This window comes from Photorhabdus thracensis (assembly GCF_001010285.1).
In the GTDB taxonomy this organism is placed as follows: domain Bacteria; phylum Pseudomonadota; class Gammaproteobacteria; order Enterobacterales; family Enterobacteriaceae; genus Photorhabdus; species Photorhabdus temperata.
Map to the genome: position 1 here is coordinate 48,460 of NZ_CP011104.1, position 20,399 is coordinate 68,858.

17 protein-coding genes and 2 pseudogenes are annotated in these 20,399 nt (G+C 41.0%); 2 read left to right on the plus strand and 17 right to left on the minus strand.

What is annotated here, in order from left to right:
• Positions 1-954 precede the first annotated feature (954 nt).
• From VY86_RS00135 to VY86_RS00165, 7 genes are all read right to left on the minus strand, one after another.
• Complete coding sequence (locus VY86_RS00135; protein WP_046973479.1) at positions 955-2,277, minus strand: MFS transporter; 1,323 nt, start codon at positions 2,275-2,277, stop codon at positions 955-957.
• 170 nt (positions 2,278-2,447) lie between these two features.
• The gene (locus VY86_RS00140) at positions 2,448-3,416 is read right to left on the minus strand and encodes a TauD/TfdA dioxygenase family protein (RefSeq protein WP_052760742.1); all 969 of its coding nucleotides are present in this window, start codon (positions 3,414-3,416) and stop codon (positions 2,448-2,450) included.
• Positions 3,417-3,747: 331 nt separating this feature from the next.
• On the minus strand, positions 3,748-4,932 hold the full coding sequence (locus tag VY86_RS00145) for a CaiB/BaiF CoA transferase family protein (protein ID WP_046973480.1): 1,185 nt from the start codon (positions 4,930-4,932) through the stop codon (positions 3,748-3,750).
• A gap of 94 nt (positions 4,933-5,026) precedes the next feature.
• A complete protein-coding gene (locus VY86_RS00150; RefSeq protein ID WP_046973481.1) occupies positions 5,027-5,521 on the minus strand; it encodes an aromatic-ring-hydroxylating dioxygenase subunit beta in 495 nt (164 codons plus the stop codon).
• On the minus strand, positions 5,514-6,734 hold the full coding sequence (locus VY86_RS00155) for an aromatic ring-hydroxylating oxygenase subunit alpha (RefSeq protein ID WP_228940457.1): 1,221 nt from the start codon (positions 6,732-6,734) through the stop codon (positions 5,514-5,516). The genes VY86_RS00150 and VY86_RS00155 overlap by 8 nt, the downstream gene beginning before the upstream one ends.
• On the minus strand, positions 6,718-7,860 hold the full coding sequence (locus tag VY86_RS00160) for a cupin domain-containing protein (RefSeq protein ID WP_046973482.1): 1,143 nt from the start codon (positions 7,858-7,860) through the stop codon (positions 6,718-6,720). The genes VY86_RS00155 and VY86_RS00160 overlap by 17 nt, the downstream gene beginning before the upstream one ends.
• A gap of 533 nt (positions 7,861-8,393) precedes the next feature.
• Positions 8,394-9,536, minus strand: coding sequence for an MFS transporter (locus VY86_RS00165; protein WP_082111290.1), 1,143 nt, complete (start codon positions 9,534-9,536; stop codon positions 8,394-8,396).
• Positions 9,537-9,785: 249 nt separating this feature from the next.
• Between VY86_RS00165 and VY86_RS00170 the strand changes: the two genes are divergently transcribed.
• Positions 9,786-10,697, plus strand: a complete 912-nt coding sequence (locus VY86_RS00170) for a LysR family transcriptional regulator (RefSeq protein WP_046973484.1) — start codon at positions 9,786-9,788, stop codon at positions 10,695-10,697.
• A 304-nt stretch (positions 10,698-11,001) separates the two neighbouring features.
• Here VY86_RS00170 and VY86_RS00175 read toward each other — a convergent pair whose 3' ends face one another.
• From VY86_RS00175 to VY86_RS23880, 9 genes and pseudogenes are all read right to left on the minus strand, one after another.
• Positions 11,002-12,177 carry a MalY/PatB family protein gene (locus VY86_RS00175; RefSeq protein ID WP_046973485.1) on the minus strand — a complete coding sequence of 392 codons (1,176 nt, stop codon included), beginning with the start codon at positions 12,175-12,177 and terminating at the stop codon, positions 11,002-11,004.
• Positions 12,164-13,619 (minus strand): annotated as a pseudogene (nhaC, locus tag VY86_RS00180) (Na+/H+ antiporter NhaC). Before nhaC ends, VY86_RS00175 begins: the two are co-directional and overlap by 14 nt.
• A 125-nt stretch (positions 13,620-13,744) precedes the next feature.
• Entirely contained in the window at positions 13,745-14,746 is a 1,002-nt protein-coding gene (locus tag VY86_RS00185) for a LacI family DNA-binding transcriptional regulator (protein ID WP_046973486.1), read from the minus strand.
• Between the two features lie 235 nt (positions 14,747-14,981).
• Positions 14,982-15,428 carry a helix-turn-helix transcriptional regulator gene (locus tag VY86_RS00190; protein WP_238591545.1) on the minus strand — a complete coding sequence of 149 codons (447 nt, stop codon included), beginning with the start codon at positions 15,426-15,428 and terminating at the stop codon, positions 14,982-14,984.
• A gap of 123 nt (positions 15,429-15,551) precedes the next feature.
• Complete coding sequence (locus tag VY86_RS00195; RefSeq protein WP_046976622.1) at positions 15,552-16,583, minus strand: IS630 family transposase; 1,032 nt, start codon at positions 16,581-16,583, stop codon at positions 15,552-15,554.
• 311 nt (positions 16,584-16,894) lie between these two features.
• A complete protein-coding gene (locus VY86_RS00200) occupies positions 16,895-17,158 on the minus strand; it encodes a hypothetical protein (protein ID WP_046973487.1) in 264 nt (87 codons plus the stop codon).
• A complete protein-coding gene (locus VY86_RS00205) occupies positions 17,155-17,769 on the minus strand; it encodes a hypothetical protein (RefSeq protein ID WP_238591546.1) in 615 nt (204 codons plus the stop codon). The genes VY86_RS00200 and VY86_RS00205 overlap by 4 nt, the downstream gene beginning before the upstream one ends.
• Positions 17,762-18,175, minus strand: a complete 414-nt coding sequence (locus VY86_RS00210) for an Imm63 family immunity protein (protein ID WP_052760743.1) — start codon at positions 18,173-18,175, stop codon at positions 17,762-17,764. The genes VY86_RS00205 and VY86_RS00210 overlap by 8 nt, the downstream gene beginning before the upstream one ends.
• Entirely contained in the window at positions 18,159-18,563 is a 405-nt protein-coding gene (locus VY86_RS23880; protein WP_082111152.1) for a TNT domain-containing protein, read from the minus strand. The genes VY86_RS00210 and VY86_RS23880 overlap by 17 nt, the downstream gene beginning before the upstream one ends.
• Before the next feature lie 59 nt (positions 18,564-18,622).
• On the opposite strand from VY86_RS23880, the gene VY86_RS00220 reads away from it, so the two are divergent.
• Positions 18,623-19,654, plus strand: a complete 1,032-nt coding sequence (locus tag VY86_RS00220) for an IS630 family transposase (protein ID WP_046976622.1) — start codon at positions 18,623-18,625, stop codon at positions 19,652-19,654.
• Between the two features lie 8 nt (positions 19,655-19,662).
• Here the strand turns inward: VY86_RS00220 and VY86_RS00225 are convergent.
• Positions 19,663-20,272 (minus strand): annotated as a pseudogene (locus VY86_RS00225) (transposase domain-containing protein); the annotation flags it as partial.
• Positions 20,273-20,399: the final 127 nt, after the last annotated feature.

Genomic DNA, 20,399 nt, shown 5'->3' on the forward strand with positions numbered 1-20,399 from the left:
TTAGAATTAACTCCACCACATATTATTCCATAATAATAGAATAATGTAACAAGTGTAATTATTAACTCTGTATGATATTGATTAAAATGACAAACACTCCAGAGAAATCGTTTTTTGATGCGATTCCTCTGATATCCGGCGATATTAGCCATGACGAGGTATAAGCAGGAAAAGAATTTAATGCTATTCAGTTCAAAAACACCGAATAACAGATACATTGAGACTGTCCGCCACTGTTTTTTCACTTCTTGTTATCCTGAGTTGTTTAAAATAACAACAATATATACCAAGACGAGATCATGAAATTAAAGCTGATTAAACCAGCCTATATCATCACCAGGAAATACATTGCCATTATCAAATTTTCGATTATTTTTATCAAAATAAATATTTTCAATAATTACTCTACAACTAAATACACCGTCTAGATACCCAGAAAATCAAAAAAACAGAATAAAATTAACAATAAAATTAGATTTAGATCACATAATAGAAAATAATAATAATAACTAATAAATACAATCAAATAATTTATTGTGAAAATCATCCTTTTGTTTATGTTACTTCAACATAGAAATAATCCAGTATAAACAATATATACCGGATTATCACACCAATATTCAATTATTTTATATTGATTAATATATCCATGTTACAGCACCTCCCCATCACAATGCATTGCCAACGTCCTATTCAGAGCCTGAGCTAAAACCGTTTTATTTTCATTATTTTCCAATAAACTAAAATAGTTACCCAGAATAACAATCAATCGAAGTGAAAAATCAAACATTATCTTACTGACTATTTGCGCATAACACGCTATCTGCTCCCAACGTTTTGCAATTAGATCATGACGGGATATAACGCCAATTCTTGTGCATCTTCAATAAACTGAACAAAATTCAGCTCATCAATTCACCAGTACAAAACTGCAACCTCTTCTGAGAAAACTCTCTATTTATTCCTTCTATAACTTACATCTTTAAATATCAATGTCGCAGCAGCTAAAATGACTGGAATGGATAAGATTGCAAAAATAGTGCTGTGATTTAATCCAAATCTGATAAGTTCTGCCCCAAATAAAGCCCCACAGATCCCGCCTAATCTTCCAAATCCTAACATCCAGGCAACACCAGTTGCTCTACAATTAGTCGGATAAAATTGTGCTGCAATTGCTCCCATTGATGCCTGTGCGCCATTCATTGTTGTCCCTGCAAGAAATATTAAGATACTCAATAAAAATACATTTTCTCCCTGACCAATAGAAAAGACCAAAATACCAGTAAGAACATAATTAGTTGCTACTACCTTGTGAGGATTAACCCGATCCATTAACCAACCAGAGAAAACAACGCCTATTCCACCACCCAAAGGAAATAATGCCGTAAGCACTGCCGCCATACTCAGGCTAAAACCAGCATCGTTCATTAAAATCGGCATCCAACTTGTCAAAACATAAAAAACCAATAATCCCATGAAATATGTTATCCATAACATTGTTGTCCCAAGTAGAAATTGACTGGACAAAATAGTTTTGATTGACGATTTATGTATAATTTCTTCTTCATCAAATGTAAATTTCTTTACATCATTTAAAAGTCCGTTTGTCATTTTAAACAAAATTCGTCTTATATTTTCTTCTGAGTTACCTTTTATAATTAGATATTTCAATGATTCAGGCAGTAGGAAAAAGAGAAATACAGATAAAAACAGGGGTAAAAGACCACCTAAAATCAGAACACCTTGCCATCCAAAATGTGGGATAATCCATGCAGAAAACATTCCGCCTATCGCCGCACCAAAAGGAAAGCCACAAAAAACGATATTTATTAACAAAGACCTCCGATGCTCTGGCGCATATTCAGATATCAACGTTATTGCATTTGACATTGCTGCACCAAGACCCAATCCCGTCAAAAAACGCAAAATAGTTAATGTCTGTATTGAATCAGCGGCGGCGGTAACCAAACTAAACAGACCAAAAACACCCACTGATATTGTAAGTACTGATTTTCGACCAAATCTATCAGCAAGCGGACCAGAAAAAAGCGCGCCTAATGCTAAGCCAAAAAGTGCAGCGCTCATGGCTGGCCCAAGAACCGTGCTTTCTACGTTAAAATCATTCATCACTGCGGGTGCAATATAACCAATTAATGCTGTATCGAAACCATCAATAGTAACGATAGAGAAACACAGAATTAATACTTGCCACTGGACTTTTGAAAGTTTTTGACTATTGATAATATTCTGGATATTAACTGTTGTAATACTATTCATGTTGAATCACCGACGTCAAGGAATCCATTATTATTAATTAGGAAGATAAATCATTCAGTTAACTTCAATTAACCGCAATGTAAAATATGGATGCAAAACAGAAACTAAGATTTTATTGATAAAAGAGAGCTAATTGATTAATCCAGCCCTCTTTTAATTATAAAAGAAACTCATTCAAGTTCAAATTGACGTAAGGCACGGCGATCATCCGTGTGATCATATTGGGCTACTTTGAATTTACGTAAATCTGATTGTTGAACCATTGTACTGTCACCAACAGGCCGATCACCTTTTATTGTTACTCGTTCCATCAAACGCGGATTGGGATAATAATCATGAACCGCGGCATGTTGAACAGAACGATTATCCCAAAACACGAGCGTATTAGGTTCCCAATGATGCCTGTATTGATACTCTAAAATGGAAGTGGAACGATATAAGCTATTCAATAATTCAAAGCTCTCTCTATCATCCATGCCTTTGATATATCGAGTGTAGTGAGGATTAACAAATAAAACTTTTTTTCCAGTTACCGGATGTATACGCACTACCGGATGGCTAACGGGTGGATATTGATCTTCATTTTTACGCAGTTGTTGCCTCCCTTTATCCGTTTCAGGAAAAAGATATTTGTAAGATGCAAAATCGTGTATAGCTTCAAGCCCAGAAATAAATTGCTGCATCTTATTTGAAAGTGCGTTATAAGCGGCGGTCATACTCGAAAAGCATGTGTCCCCGCCAATTTCGGGAACAATTTTAGAATAAAGCATCGTTCCTAAAGGTGGACATTCCCGGTATGTCTCATCAGAATGCCAGCGATCAGTCAAGACAGGCGGATTACCCTCTTTATAATCAAAGACAATAAGTTCCGGAACTTCTGCTGAATTTTCCGCGAAAGGATGAACCGTCAGCTCACCAAAATAACCGCCAATTCGCAATAAGTCTTCCGCTGAAAGATTTTGGCCCGGAAAAACCAAAACTTCATGAGTAGCCAATGCATCAGATATCGCTTGAATGCATCCATCATCTAACGGTTGACTCAAATCAATGCGGGTTATCTCAGCACAGAAATATGGACTTAGTTTACGTAAAGAAAACCTGTCCTTAATATTGCCTGTATTAATTTCATTTATGCTCATGTTATCACCATAATAAATTTTTAATTAACGTTATTATTTCCAAGCCTATTATTATTGTATCTACTGCCCAGGAAATTGATGCCAAAAACATTAAAACCAATGAATATAAATCTCTCAGAATGGATGTTGCCACAAAATTATCTGATATATCCCAAGAGGAAATCACAGTATAAAAAATTGACTCGCCCTATTAAAAATATAATCTATTTATCATTATCAAAGAAACACGCATTAACACGAAAAAAATGCAATTAAAAATAGAATAATTAACTCTCTGTTACCTGATTTTTATAGATATAGCAGAACAGAAAAATGAGTAAAGAAAGAAATCTTATATTATTCCATTATTACGCAACTCAACTATTTCATCATCTTGGTAATTTAGCCACTCTTTTAAGATCACTTCAGTATGTTCTCCATGCTCTGGAGCAGCAGCCCTAACGGTTTGCATGTCACAAAAAAGACTGGAATGAAATGGTTGCCCAACTAATGATAATTGACCAAGATTGGGGTGATTAATTGAACATTTCATTTTCAAATGATTCATTTGCTCATCATTCATGGCTTCCTCTATCGTATACAAAGGTCCGCAAGGAATACCTACAGAATTAAGCTTTTCAATTAGTTCAGCACTTTTAAAATATTTTATTCTTTCTTTCAATTTATTCAATAATGAAGATCTATTCAAAGACCGCAGTGTAATATTGCTATATTCATGAAAATCAGCCAACTCTGGGATATCCAAAATTTTACACAAAAGTTTAAATTTCGAATCTTCAGCGGCAGCAATATTAACTTGTCCATCAGCCGTCGGAAATAACCCTGTAGGCATTAATGTTGGATGATCATTACCCATTTGGGTTGGTACATCGCCATTAGCAAGCCATCTTGCCACCTGAAAATCAAGCATTGAAATTGTAGATTCAAGTAAAGAAGTATAGACCCACTGACCTAGACCGGTTTTCTCACGATAATAAAGCGCCATTAAAACTGCCTGAGCTAACGTCATTCCCGCACTTATATCAGTGATTGCCGCACCAACACGTACGGGCCCGCTACCAGGTATACCAGTAACTGACATTAAACCTGACATTCCCTGAATAATCTGGTCTACAGCAGGTCTCGTACAATAAGGACCTGTTTGCCCAAATCCTGATATACTCCCGCAAATAATACGTTCGTTTATTGATTTCAATGAATCATAATCAAGGCCAAGCCGATATTTAACTTCAGGTCTGAAATTTTCCAGAACAACATCCGCTTTACTCACCAGTTTTTTAAAAATGCTTTGTCCATCATCTGTTTTCAAATTCAGAGACAAACTCTGCTTGTTTCTATGCAGGTTTTGGTAATCAAACCCTTCACGTGAGCCACCCATGCTGTCCCCAAGATCGGCAGGCTCTTCAATTTTAATGATTGTTGCCCCCCAATCTGCCAATAATCGGGAAGTAACAGGGCCCGCTCTATGCCGGGTAAAATCGAGAACAAGCAGATCATACATTGGTAATTGAGACATATATTTTTCCTATAATGAGAATACATAGGTAAAAATTCAAATTTTCTATCTGTAAATAATGAGTAATTAATTTCCAAAAATAAATTAGAATATCCTAAATTGGAAATACCATCGAATCAGGAATTACATTTGTATCTATAATACACACTCTATCTTTGAATTTTAATATATCGTCATCTTGAACTATTACGTCATGTGAACGCCCACAAACAAGTAGTTTACTGGATTCACCATATAAACTTTCATATATCGCAAAAGATGAACATGCTTTAATGCCATAAACATTGACGTCATCTATTGAAATCAATCGTACACCACTGACGATTCGGCATTGAGATCTTCTTCGATACATAACCGTCTTTTGCAGTGCAATAGCTCTGTCCTTAATCATCTTTTGCCCATCACAGAGTACAAAACTCAGTGGAAAATTTTGATCAAAATTCTCCCTGGATGTAATTCTATAATGACTATCTTTAACAAAAAAATTTGGCCATTGTTCAATGTTACCTTCATCCAGAAACTCGTTGTAGAGGGTATAAAGCCATTGAACATCCAATGTGAGTTCACGAAATTCTGGCGTTCTATTCATTGTCTTCATAACCCATAATTTTTTTATAGTATTTATAAAACCCACGAATAGCTGACTCAGTCATCATATGATCCGCATCCCCCTCTCCGTTACCCGCTTCCAGAACGGCTACTGAGTTGGGAGAAGCAGCTGAACCGATCTGAACCATTGCCAATATTTCATTATCGTCAATTGTTACCAATCCAGACGGGCCAAATAAGTTTGCCTGATATAGCCGTTTTTGAATCAATTCAGGGCTATCCGATTCATATCCGAAAAATGTCCAAGTTTTAATACATGAATCAGGCCCATCTGGTTTCACATGCCTCATCACCAAACAATTTAATTGTTGCAAGAATATCAGATTTGGCCAAATGGTCATTACAGCCCCTGTACCATGCTCGTATTCAGATTGATACTCAATTAATCGTTTATCATTAAGACTGAAACCATTTTGAGAATTCAGCTGTTCTTTAAACTGGTCATTCTGAGCTGGCTTAAATGTTGCGGTTGAAACAAGAACACTGCTGCGTCCGTGTTTATCTACTTTAACGTGAGTCTCTTGATCAGAGCGCCAAATACCAAAAGTCAGGAAAAATGAATGCAACAGTGCTGCATGAAATGGATCCTTTACATTTTCTACCTGAAGCTTCCAATTTGCGTGCACTCTATGCTGCATTTTTCCAATAACACGCAATGTCTTGCCATTACATACCCGATCAAAATAAGCCAATATGCCAGGCCCCAAATACTCTTCAAACGATTCAATTTCAAAACTGAAACTTGCAAAAACAACGCCATTCCGCTCTGTTACATTAAGTTGTTCTAATCCATGTTCAGTTGAATCAAAGCATGGTGACATCCCTCCCTTTCCATCAATACCCCGACGAAAAGGCATACCAACAAGAGTACCATCAAGATTAAAAGACCACTCATGATAAGGACATGTAAATAATTTCACATTCCCCCGCTCTTGGTGACATATCTGAGCGCCTCTATGTGTACAACGATTCACAAATACTCTCAGTTTATTTCTTCTGTCCCTCACAAGAATTACTGGAACTTCACCTACGAATGTTTGAATAAAATCACCGATGTCCTTTACTTCAGTGGTTAAACCAACATAATTCCAAGTTCGGCTTTTGAAAATATAATTTTGTTCCCGATTATAAATTTCACGATCTGTATATACCTCAAACGGCACCCGACGAGGCCCCTCAATCGACCATTTCAACGTCAGCTCCTTTTCCTGATTCCTCAGTTTGCTTATTTGTTGAATGCTCATCTGAATTGTGCACTACCAGATCAGCAATTCGCCCCATAACAGACATCAACATAGACCAGCCTTGACGTTGAATTTCAAATAATCGTTCTCCGTCACTCAAAGGTATATTTCGTAAGAATTCATAACCCATTGCCATATGCTCATCATCAGTGATTGTATGAATATCAAAATGATCTCCAGTGGCAGTGGATGCCATCTCAGGCTGAATATGCTTATAGAAGAAAGTTGCTGAGGCTTCGACAACTAAGTGAACCAAAACAACTTTTTCAATATCACTAATTGAATTCATTTTCCAGGGAAACCACGCACTTGTGGATTCAAGAACCGGATCAAATACAGTTTGAAGATCTGTTCGATTCTTCGCTAAAATACGGTTATGGCCTAACTCTTCAATCAAATGAAGCCAAGCCAATTCTTCGAATTTAGGATCCTGTAACGTTATTACCCGCGCCAGAACCATTTTTTGAAAATGGTTCGACCAAACTTGGAAACAATCCAGAAATCTTTTCTTGGCTTCAGGATTTTTAAGCAATCCTTTCCGCACAAGCGCGAATAAACGATGTTTGTCAAATCTATCCATATATTTTTCATTGAGCTGGAACAGTTGTTCAGCAATATTTTTATCACCCACCTTCTCTAATTTCATTTCAGGATAAAAGACTGCCCATGGATCAGTGATATCTTCGTATAAACCGCGAGAATCGAATTGGATTGAAAGACCCCAAAATCCATTAGGTTCCATCCCCTTAAATCCATGTAGTTTACCTGGCGGCACTAAAAGAATATCTCCGGCATTCATATCAGCCTTTACCTCACCCGTCGTATGTGCTCCACCTTCACACATTAATATCATTGATTCGACTGGATGAGTGTGCTCATTTAATTCTTCACCTGCTTCCAAACGTACCCATGCCATAGAAATACGATTATCGCTAGGAAGAAAACGGACAAGAGATTTATTCTTCATAAAATCTTTAACATGCCCTAACCAATGTTCAACACCATCAACTTCAATTGTTCTCATTGATGGAATTTCATCTCGTTTAACCAACGTAATATCAGATAATTTATTCATTTTTATTCTCACTTGTTATTTAAAATACAAATAATTTCACCAAAGCGAGATCATGAAGTACAAAATAACTAAATTAACCTATATCGCTATCAGGAAATACATTACTACTCCCATTTCTCCGCTTAGATCTTTTTAGTCATTAGTACGAAAAGATTCACAATTAAATATACGATTAAGATAACAAATAATCAACAAACAAAATAAAATAAATAATAAAGTTCGATTTAGCTCACATAACTAAAAATCACAAAATAGATAATAAGTAAAAAAAGTATCAAAATAAAAGAACAATAAATTTAAAATTATATATTCCATAGATATATAATTTTAAATATAAATTCCATTATGTATTTAAAAACTTATATGTTTATGGTAGTTATAGTTATTCTTGCATATAATTACTTAAGCCTTTAAAAATAATTACATAAGATAACTACTTCATTTCAGGTTTATTTCCTCACGCTCCTTTTTAAATAATATGAATATTAAAATTACAGTCTCGCCATAGCATGAAAATATCAATTATCACTACATCACACATTTTCAGGGATGCGAGCATTTTGAGCGCAAATTGCATACACCAGAGCAATCACCGCCAGTAAAGCACCGACAATGCAGACCCCGGACCAACCTGCGTAGGAAAAAATCCATGAAGAAATCAGCGATCCGGCAGCAGCGCCAATAAAATTGGACGTCATCATTCCCGCGGTAAGGCGGCTGCGAGCCTCTGGATCTAAACGATAGATAGCGTTCAGGTTAGTAACATGAACACCTTGGATAGCCAAATCCTGCAACAAAATACCGACCAGCAAGGACAATACCGAGATCTGACCAAATGCAACAGGTAGCCAGGACACTAACAGTAATATCAGACCGATACAGGTGAATCGGTTACCCTGCCCTCGATCGGCCATGCGTCCGAACCAGTTGGCCGCGTAAGCACCAGCAGCACCGGCCAACCCGAATAACCCGATAATGGTGTTCGAATAGGAGTAAGGTGGACTAACCAAGAGAAAGGTCAGTGACGTCCATAGCATACCGAACGAAGCAAACAAAAGCCCCCCCAACAGGGCCCGGGCGCGAAACAGAGGTTGATCAGTGTACAGGTGGATTATAGAAGCAAGCAGACGCAGATAACTCAGCTCTACCGGGCTCTTGTAACGTGGAAGTACGAGCCAGAGTGCACCAGACATAGCCAGCATTAACACAGCGGCAACCCAGTAAACGGTACGCCAGCTGCCGAGATCGGCCAGCGTACCAGCCACAGTACGGGCCAAAAGGATCCCTAATAGCAACCCACTCATGACCGTACCCACAACTTTGCCTCGTTCGCCTGGAGCGGCTAAAGTGGAAGCAAAAGGAATCAGTACTTGCGCGACAACCGACAAGCCACCAACAACAACAGTGCCCAAGATGACAAAAGAGAGGCTGGGTGCAAACGCGGTGATCAACAAACCGAAGGCGGACAGAGCAGTCATAAGAACGATCAGACTGCGCCGCTCAATGATATCACCCAGCGGCACCAGCAAGATAAGCCCGGCGGCATAGCTTAATTGGGCTACAGTGACCACACTTCCAGCCGCAGCAGTAGACAAATTGAACTGTGAACCAATGCTGTGTAACAAAGGTTGAGCATAGTAATTGCTAGCCACAGAAAGACCGACTGCCACCGACATAAGCAGCACGATGAACGAAGTCAAACGTGGAGGCGCACTGTCCGGGGAAAACGAGAATTTCACAGGTTTTCCCCAGGAAAAAGCATTCATAATAATTTCTCATTTCTTTGAAATACTACTAACTTATTTTATTAGAGCCATGCTGGCAATTCATAATATTGGATTTTCATTATCTGGAAATCCTTATAATGCTGCCTTGAAATCCTTATAATGCCTTTTGTTTTTTAGGTAGTTTTATTAGGGGGAAAAGTGAAACGACATATTTCTCTTGATCAGCTCGACTTCCGGCTACTCAATGTTTTTATCACCATCTTTCGTGAACGACACGTGGGACGTGCCGCTGATACATTGGGGATGTCACAGCCGACTGTTTCAACACTGCTGGCCCGATTACGTCGAATTTCCGGTGATCCACTGTTTATTCGCAGTGCGCAAGGTATGCAACCTACTGTGCTGGCGCGTAATTGGGCTGAGCCAGTTGCATCAGCGCTGACCATGTTGGAATCAGCGCTCAATGCCCCATCAGATTTTGATGCTGCAACATCCCAGCGTACTTTCAGTGTATACATGACAGATGTCGGCCAAATGCTCATGCTTAACCGACTAATATCCCGGATTGAGACAACAGCTCCCGGTATACGCATCCGGACGATCGGTACCTGGGAAGGTACCCTGGCAGATCAGCTTGATGACAGAAGCATTGATATTGCCTTTGGCTGGATCCCTCAACTTAAGGCACGTAAAACCAGTTCACTGTTATTTAAGGATAGATATGTGGGAGTACATGATGCTGCCACTGCGCCTGCGCTACACCGTTATGCAGTGGCTTATGTTCCCAATTCAGCTCATCAGATTGTGCCTGAACGTTTTCAATTGCACGGCATCAAACCTGTGATCACCGTGCCAAACTTCTTTATGTTGCCGGAAGTGCTTACAGGGACGTCTATCACAGCGGTTGTTCCAGAACGGCTGGTTCGTCTTCTATCCCAACAAAGGAGCACAGCATTGCGCATTGTCGAACTCCCTTTCAAGTTGCCAATGATTAGCATCCGGGTACATTGGTCTGCTGGAACATGGCGAGATGAAGGTATTGACTGGCTGCGAAACCAAATAATAGCAAGCGTCAATGACTATCCTCCTATTAAGGACTTTCCGCCTTGATAAAATTATTTCGAAAAGATATTAAATATTTATAAAGATAAATTAATTTTCAATTATCAAAAAGTTCACTTTGATAATTACCTGTGAAATAAGCTTTCTATTCTAATAATGAAAGGATGTCTCAATCTCAAATGTAACTTCTCATATAAAAATCAATGAGAGGAAATGCATTACCTGAAACTTTTATTATGGAAAGCTTCAGGTATGATAATAGAATTAAAGCAGGGCTATTAACGCCCTACTTTGTTATCGAGTTTTGGCTAAAATATATAATCAGACCAAATTTCGTGGATACTTTTTTATTTTATGGCATTAGCTGAACTAAACCATTGATTGCTTTTTCAAGATATTGACGAGGGCAACCCAGATTTATCCGGATAAATCCTTTTCCCCTGTCGCCAAAACTCCATCCCATTGAAACGACTATTTTGGCTTTTTGTAGTAAGACCCGTTGCAAGGTGTCATCATCCAAATCTAAATCGCGACAATCCAGCCAGGCCAGGTATGTACCTTCTGCTTTTGTCATTCGGCACCAAGGAACCGCAGACAAAGCCTGCTCGAACCAGCAACGGTTTTCCGCCAGGTAATGTTGTAGCTCATCAAGCCATACATCTCCGTGTTGATATGCTGCTGTAGCCGCAGTCATAGATAGCGCATTGAATACATCCAGCCCATGCGCATTCAACCGATTGATAAAGGCACGTCGAAGTTCAGGATTGGGAATGATAAAATTTGATATACGGAGTGATGAAAGTCCAAATGCCTTACTTGTTGAGGTGGCGGCAATGACATTGCTATGCCATTCACTCCCCAGATGCAGTATTGAGGTAAATTTCCCCCACGGTAAAATTAAATCAGCCCAAATTTCATCAGAAATTACGGTCGTACCGTACCCTTTGCAGAGTGTCAATAGTCGGAGTAGTTCGTCACTATTCCAGCACCTACCCGTAGGGTTGTGTGGATTACATAACAATAGCAGAGGCGGTTTATGTTGCTCCAACATGTGTTCCAGATGATTATAATCAATCTTATAACCTTCCATACTTTCAAGAAGCGGGTTTTCAATCATCACCCTGCCATTCATAGTGATAATTTTGGCGAATGAACCATAATAGGGCCCTTGTACAATGACACCTTCCCCCGGTTTACTGAGCGTTTGTATCAGTAAAGCTAATCCAGGTATGACACCTTCTATCGACGTAAACCAATCACGGCATAAGGTCAATTTATGACGTCTTGAAAACCAGTCTATTGCGGCCTGGTAATAATGATCGTCACGTTCGCTATAACCAAAAATACCGTGGTCAGCCCGGGAGTGGAGTGCTTGAAGGACTTCTTTTGAGCATTGAAAATCGAAATCAGACACCCACATTGGAAGCAGGTCAGTCTTATCTAAGCGCAAGGAACGACCTAAAAAGTCCCACTTAATGGAGCTTGTATTGTGGCGATCGATTATCTGGTTGAAATCAGGCGATTTCACGTTGGGTTTCCTTTTTATTCAGGGAATTTTCCGGTGTGATCCTTGCAATACCAAAACCGGTAAAGCCGTAGATAAGAGCCAGGAAGACGGCAGCATAGCACTGGATAGCCCAGGGCAGTAGCTCAAGCGTGCTGACACCTAATGTAGTCGCCATATAAATGCCGGCAGCAGTCCAAGGGATCAACGGCTCTATGACGGTACAGCCATCTTCTATCGTTCGTGACAGGTTTTTATTATCCAGTCCCATGCGACAATAAGCCCCTTTGAACAGCTCCGCCGGGATAAGGAGAGCCAACTTTCCGTTGCAGGTGGCGCCCGTTACCAGAATAGTTGTTGCCAAAGTTGCAGCGATAAGTTGCCCGGTTGTGTGAACAACCTGTAGAAGCCGGTTAATGATGCAGGTCAAGGCGCCAGTGAGTGCTAAAGCGCCGGCGAACGCGAATGCACAAAATGCAAGCAGGATAGTACTCATCATCGATAACATCCCCCCCCCCGATTGAGCAGACGGGGAACATCGCTAACGGCTCCGACGATGTTATGTCCCTGATCAAAGAACATTGAGAGATTGAAGCCGTCTATCAACGCATTAAGGCCCTGTTTAAGGGTGAGCCCCTGGAAACCTATACCAAGTACAATAGCCAATGCACAAGCAGCCAGCATGACCGGAATCACCGGACGTTTTGTTATTGCTCCCCACAAAACCAGTATCGGTGGCAAAATTAACAATAAATTGAAGTGATACAGGCTTTCAAGTGATTGAATAATTTCTGTGACTTTTTCAGGTGTTGCCACGCTACCTGTTAAGCTTGTATGACCCGCAATAAAATAAACAATAGCGGCTAAAACAAAACCCGGAATAGTGGTATACATCAAATGTTGCACATGGCTGTAAAGATCAGTATCAGCAACGATGGCAGCGAAGTTAGTCGAGTCAGATAACGGTGAAATTTTATCACCGAAATATGCGCCTGAAACCACCGCGCCCGCCGCTGCCGCCAAAGACACATCAAGGCCAGCGGCGACTCCCATCAGAGCAACGCCCGCTGTTCCGGCTGCCCCCATGACGTACCGGTACAAACTGAGATAACGCTTGTGATAAAGAAAGCCGCAATCAGTATGTATTGAGGGCTAATCAGTTTTAACCCCCAATACATCATATAAGGTATGGTTCCGCTGAACATCCAGGTCCCAATTAACCCACCTACGCAAATCAGTATCATCATCACCGGCATCGCCTTGGCGAGCTTTGCTACAATCGCATCAATGATGTCATTCCAACGATAACCTTGCCAATATGCCAAGGCTGCTGTTATTCCTGCTGATATGAGCAATAAAGATTCAATGCGTAAATTCAGTTGACCATACCCAATCACCAACAGTAAAAGCATTGCGGCGATTGGCAGTATAGCGAGTCCCAAATTAAGCTTTTTCTTATCATCCATATAAAAACTCCAGTTTCAGATAGATTGTTGAAATAGAATAATGAATTTATTTCGAATGAGATGTAACAGAGATTACTTTTTTATGTAACTGGTTTCATGAGATGTGAAATATGAAATGCTTTTTATTACCTTATCGGAAAAACGGAATCTCTGATGACAAGTTCGGCTGAAAACATATTCATTTGTGGCGTTATTTCTTTTTGGGCACTGAGCTGTAACGCCAGATTAGCCGCCTGCTGAGCCATTCGTTCTATTGGGTTATGTACGGTGGTTAAGGGGGGATAAAGATATCGGGCCGGGACAATATCATCAAACCCAACAATCGACAGTTGTTCCGGTAATTTGATTTTCCGTTGATGTAAAGATCGCACCATACCGGCAGCCGTGACATCGTTAAATGTGACTGCCGCAGTAAAGTTGATGCCGCTGTCTAAGAGCTTTTCTGCTGCCAATTCCCCACCTTTTTCGTTGAATGGAACACTAATAACCCAATCGCCTGGTACGGTGATACCCGCATGAGTCATTGCAGCATGATATCCCTCCAGACGGAGCCTTCTATTATCAATCGGTAGATCTGCTGTTACACAAGCAATTTTTCGATGACCGTTTTGCAGAAGATAGTGGGTAGCAGCCTGAGAAGCACTGACATTATCTAACCAAATGCACCGGTTGGCGATGGCAGGGAAATATCGATTGATAATCACCAATCCTGGTGTATGCGCCGCATAACGTAATACGTCTACATCACTCATCGTACTAACATGCGCGACTATGGCTTCACATCCCTGGTTAATTAAAAAATCTAAGGCAGATTTCTCAAGTTCAGCTTGATATCCTCCACTACAAACCATCAACTTTACTTCTTCCTGCCTGGCAATTTTTTCAACCCCGCGTGCCAAAAGGGAAAAAAAAGGATCCGCCAGATTGCCAGTGAGTAAACCCAACATATTCCCGCATCGTTTTGCCAGGGCAAGTGCAGCAAAATTACGGCGATAATTGAGTTCACGCATAGCTTTTTCTACACGCTCACGAGTGCCTGGTTCGACATAAGCCGTGTTGTTGATAACGCGGCTGACAGTGGCTACCGATACTCCAGCTTGATACGCTACGTCTTTCATAGTGGTCATGCTCCCTCCTCAGCAGTTATATAAAATAAATCATATCTCAATGAATAGAATAAGAGCAGTTGGGAATACGAATTGGGTTTTCAATATACCCACGATAAAACGCTTAACAACCCAATCTACGACCTGGTTTTGAAAACCAGCTATGAAGCTGATTTACGTCACGGATTTATTCAGTGTCATATTCTGTCACCTACCCTGATTAAGTGACAGAACATATGGAACACAAGGATCATTCTTAATCCAACAAGAAATGGTTCATAGATTTAAAGTATTTTGGTGGAATATAGAGATCATAATTATTTTCTTCGAAAAATAGTTTCAATTCAATAATTGATCTGATTGATAATTTCTCATAGATACTTTCGAAATACTTTTCCACGGTACGGCATGAAATTTTCATTTCATTAGCAATGCATTGACTACTGATGCCACGGCAGAATAAAAAGATTACTGTCCATTCTTTTTCTGTCAATATATTATTAGGCGGTCTAAGCTTAACAGATATAATTGTATCATTTTTAATATAATGATGTACTGAAAAATGATTGATTTCTTTAATGTGACAAATTATGCCAATACATTGATTATTTTCATTCATTAACGGGTATTTTTCACAAAAATAGGGTTTAAGTTGTTGACTATTGCTTTGAAGATGAGCCCCAATAGATGATATTCGTTGCATAGTCTGTAAAACCTTACGCTCATGTTCTTCAAAAAGGTGAACAAGATGATTAAACGGTATCGGTAATTCTTTGGCCGTATATCCCGTGACATTAACGTGTTCAGGTAACTTATTTATACCCGCTTAACTTGAAGATGCAGTATTCATAACCTGGAAGTTGTCATTAATACGGCACGACAGGTTCCCGGCCAGTTCCGGTAATATTTCCGTAAAAAAGCGATGTATTGCCTGCTTGAACAAGGTCGTCGAGGCGAAATAATGGTTATTCCTGACTTGTTCATTCATCACCTTCCACAGCCTTTCTATCGGGTTCAGATTCGGGCTGTACGGTGGCAGGTAATGAAGCTCAATATTCATCACATAAGCCCAGTCTTTCACCAGCCTGCTTCGGTGGTAACCAGCTCCGTCAAGGATAATATGAACCTTCTGACTGACCGGATAGGTTTCACGCAGAGCAATGAAAAACTCTGCGATGTGATAACTGTCGATACGGTCATACTCACGTACTACCGTTTTACTAATATCAGCCAGATTAAGGGCCCCCATCAGGTTCAGACGGGTACGGCTTCCCGTGGTTTTCACCGCGGTTTTCTGGCCTTTTCGCATCCAGCCATAAGCCAGTTTCGTCCCCTGCGTGGGATGGACGCCATCAATGAACAGGATGGGCTCATGGTCTCCGGCTTCCTGCTTGAGTTTCCCGTAGGTTTCTATAAAGGCCCGCTGCTGTTCCGCGTTGAACTTGTGTGGCACGCCGGTCGGCTTTTTATAACTGAATCCCTGGTGGTGCAGCCATTTATTCATGCCGGGAACGGTGTAACGGATATCCCACGCTTCTTTGACAAGGCGGATAACCGCCTGTGTGGTGGGCAGAAGATTTGCGGTCAGATAGGCGATAAGTTCCTGAGTCTGTGTTTCGCTGAGATGGCTCTGAGAGCCGCCATTTTCGGGCTTGATTTTACGGTGATTAAGGTAATCGCTGATATGACGATGAACGGTCGTTTCATGAAGACGCAGGGCCTGAGCGATCATGACAGAACTCCAGCCCTCAGAGGCCAGGAGGACCGCTTTGATGCGATCACACTCTCTCTTATCACGGCAGGTGTGATGGAGATGTTCAAGTTCGGCTTTTTGTTCATCGGTAATGAATATTTTCATGACAGATACCATGAACCTCATTTGGGCGAAAATCAAGCAGTTTCAATGATTACGGGTATAGTTTAATAAATGCGTTATTTGCATATATTAAACGAAGTTTCTTATCTTTTACAAACCATGATTCATGACTTCTATCCCACATATTTGTTAACTGAGGGGTAATTTGACTCATATAGGACCTTCAATAATTATTGAATATGAAAGAGAAAAATATTTCAACAATCAGCAAAAGCAGCTATTCGTTCTATCGGGAACGATCCCCTTATAATTAGAAGTTATAGTATTGCTATAATCTCCAGAATTCTTACTTATTAAGAATCAGAAGGGGGAAATTTCTCTTTGCTTTCTTTTAGGTTAGCTAAAATCGATGCTCCAATACCTAAAGGTATCCCTCCTGCAATACCCACTTTAACCGCGTATATAACATCATTAAGACTAAAGTCTATTTCGCCAAATTGATAATACGCAATCATGCCGACGACAAATCTTATAAGTAAGGTTATAATAAATAACGATGCAATAGTCGATAGAGTCAGAAAAAACAATAAATATGGAAAAATAATCGTAGATTTCATTTCTTACTCCAGTTTTTATTTAACTTATCTTCTATTGTACTTCCCGCAACTTCAGAACTTATTGCACCAGAACCCGCACCAATGACTTCAGCAACAGCTCCTGATACTACAGGTTTAAATTTATCAGTAACTACTTTACCGGTCCCTGCACCAATTACAGGGGACAAAGGATCTTTCCCTTGCAATTTAGCGCCTACATACGCACCGGTAATACTCGCTATTTCTGTGAACCAGAATCCCTTGCCTTGCGTTACCGCCCCTGTTCCCGTGGCTATCAGTGCATCAGTCATGTTCACAGAACCATTTGTAAGCTGATTACTAATATTGGCTGTTCCACTGATTAGACCTCCAGCAAAAATACTTCCCACAGTTGCTCCTGATGGTAACAACAGTGGTGCTGCTACCGTGGACATTCCCGCTCCCCATGCTGTTATCAATCCTCTTACCGGATCTTGTCCTTCCGGGTGATCACCTTTGACATGTTTTGACAATGCCGCTGAAATCTCTTGAGAGGATTTACCTTCATTTAACATAGCGGTAGCCAGACTGGATGCTGACCGACCGTAATCCATCATTCCTTTGGGTAAGCTCAGGGCATTATTGTCAGCCACTATTGTCTATGTACGGCGATCTTTCTAATATTTCCTCAATTTTTTTCTTGGCTCTTAATTCCCATCTTTTATCTAATACACCTAATATTTCTAGTTCTTTTTCAAAGTAAGCCCTGCGAAAATCTTTACTTTCATCATTCCTGTTTTTTAATTCATATTCAGATGCCATTTGGCTAGCTACATTTTCCATTATCCAATATAGAAGCTCATTTAAATCTTCAGTTGTTTGCCTAAATATCTCATATCCTCTTTCAGAGTAAACAATATGATATTGATTATTATCAATAATGATATATGCAGAACCATCACCAACAGGCCCTGAATAAACTATTAACATTGATTTAGGTGCATTAATCTTAGCACCTAAAGACCATACTTTTTCCTGTATTTCATTTATGGTTAGCATTATTTACTTCCTTTACATATCCATTTTTTATAAGCCAGTCAACATTCACTCTCTCAGGAAAATTCGGTAATATCTGAATTCCTCCTCCAGGTTGATCAAATGCTGGCGCAATTTTACCTTGCAGTACCGGAAGTGGTTTAATCACTTCATATTCATGATATTTTTCTGCTTTAGAACCTGGAGACAATGCTCGTTTTTCATAAGGAACTCCTTTAGGAGATAAAAATGCGCCATTTGCACTACCATACCTATCTAGTCTAGTACCTACAGCTAAAACATCTTCTTTCGGAGGTTCAGCAAATCCTAATTTAGGTGGCCAATTCCATTCAGTATTAGACTTTCTAAATTTATCATAGGATGAGTATCCTCCCGATTCATTATCTGTTATATACCCGTAATCATTGAAACTGCTTGATTTTCGCCCAAATGAGGTTCATGGTATCTGTCATGAAAATATTCATTACCGATGAACAAAAAGCCGAACTTGAACATCTCCATCACACCTGCCGTGATAAGAGAGAGTGTGATCGCATCAAAGCGGTCCTCCTGGCCTCTGAGGGCTGGAGTTCTGTCATGATCGCTCAGGCCCTGCGTCTTCATGAAACGACCGTTCATCGTCATATCAGCGATTACCTTAATCACCGTAAAATCAAGCCCGAAAATGGCGGCTCTCAGAGCCATCTCAGCGAAACACAGACTCAGGAACTTATCGCCTATCTGACCGCAAATCTTCTGCCCACCACACAGGCGGTTATCCGCCTTGTCAAAGAAGCGTGGGATATCCGTTACACCGTTCCCGGCATGAATAAATGGCTGCACCACCAGGGATTCAGTTATAAAAAGCCGACCGGCGTGCCACACAAGTTCAACGCGGAACAGCAGCGGGCCTTTATAGAAACCTACGGGAAACTCAAGCAGGAAGCCGGAGACCATGAGCCCATCCTGTTCATTGATGGCGTCCATCCCACGCAGGGGACGAAACTGGCTTATGGCTGGATGCGAAAAGGCCAGAAAACCGCGGTGAAAACCACGGGAAGCCGTACCCGTCTGAACCTGATGGGGGCCCTTAATCTGGCTGATATTAGTAAAACGGTAGTACGCGAGTATGACCGTATCGACAGTTATCACATCGCAGAGTTTTTCATTGCTCTGCGTGAAACCTATCCGGTCAGTCAGAAGGTTCATATTATCCTTGACGGAGCTGGTTACCACCGAAGCAGGCTGGTGAAAGACTGGGCTTATGTGATGAATATTGAGCTTCATTACCTGCCACCGTACAGCCCGAATCTGAACCCGATAGAAAGGCTGTGGAAGGTGATGAATGAACAAGTCAGGAATAACCATTATTTCGCCTCGACGACCTTGTTCAAGCAGGCAATACATCGCTTTTTTACGGAAATATTACCGGAACTGGCCGGGAACCTGTCGTGCCGTATTAATGACAACTTCCAGGTTATGAATACTGCATCTTCAAGTTAAGCGGGTATATACAGTTCCCGGATACCTTCCAGCGCCTGTTTCGCTACCGGACTTTGGCTCGCTTTGTATTGGTCAAAGAATTTGCGGCGGGCGGCGGCCCAGCAACCCGCTTCGGTGATATCCGCCCGGGCATGGCAGGTGGTCACAATATTTGGCCACCACCACCTGAGCCAGCAACCCCGGCTCCGGAAGGCCCTTTTCAATCAGCCGGGCCGGCTGGGCTTGGGCATGAATTCGCTGGCAGGCTGCACAGCTGTACTGCGGACAGACATAACGCCGAACGACAAACGTCGCGGGGCGATATTCCAGCCGCTCACTGACTTCATCACGCAAAAAGCGCAGGGCATGACCGCAATCCGGGCAGCTCTTCGTCTCCGGCACCAGCCGGATATCTTCACGGGGTAAAATCGCCGGTAAAGGCTGACGTTTGGGGTGGGCCGGGGGCGCGTTTTCCTTGATATGCAGGCGTGACAGCTGGGTTTCCAGCACGGCGATATCGGTATCGGCATCTTCCTCAAACTGACTGCGTTTGGGACCGGCAGGCAGGGTTTCGCTGTGCGCGCCAAAACACCAGCGTTGCGCCTGTTTCAGGGCCTCTTCCAGCTGGCGAAGATAATCACATTCAGGCTACTGTGGCGCCATTGGGTCACATGTTGCTGTTTTTGTTCCGGGGTATATCGGCTACGGCTCATGGTTCCTCACAAGGTTAAGACAAAAACCTGGCGTGCACGAACCGAATGAGAGG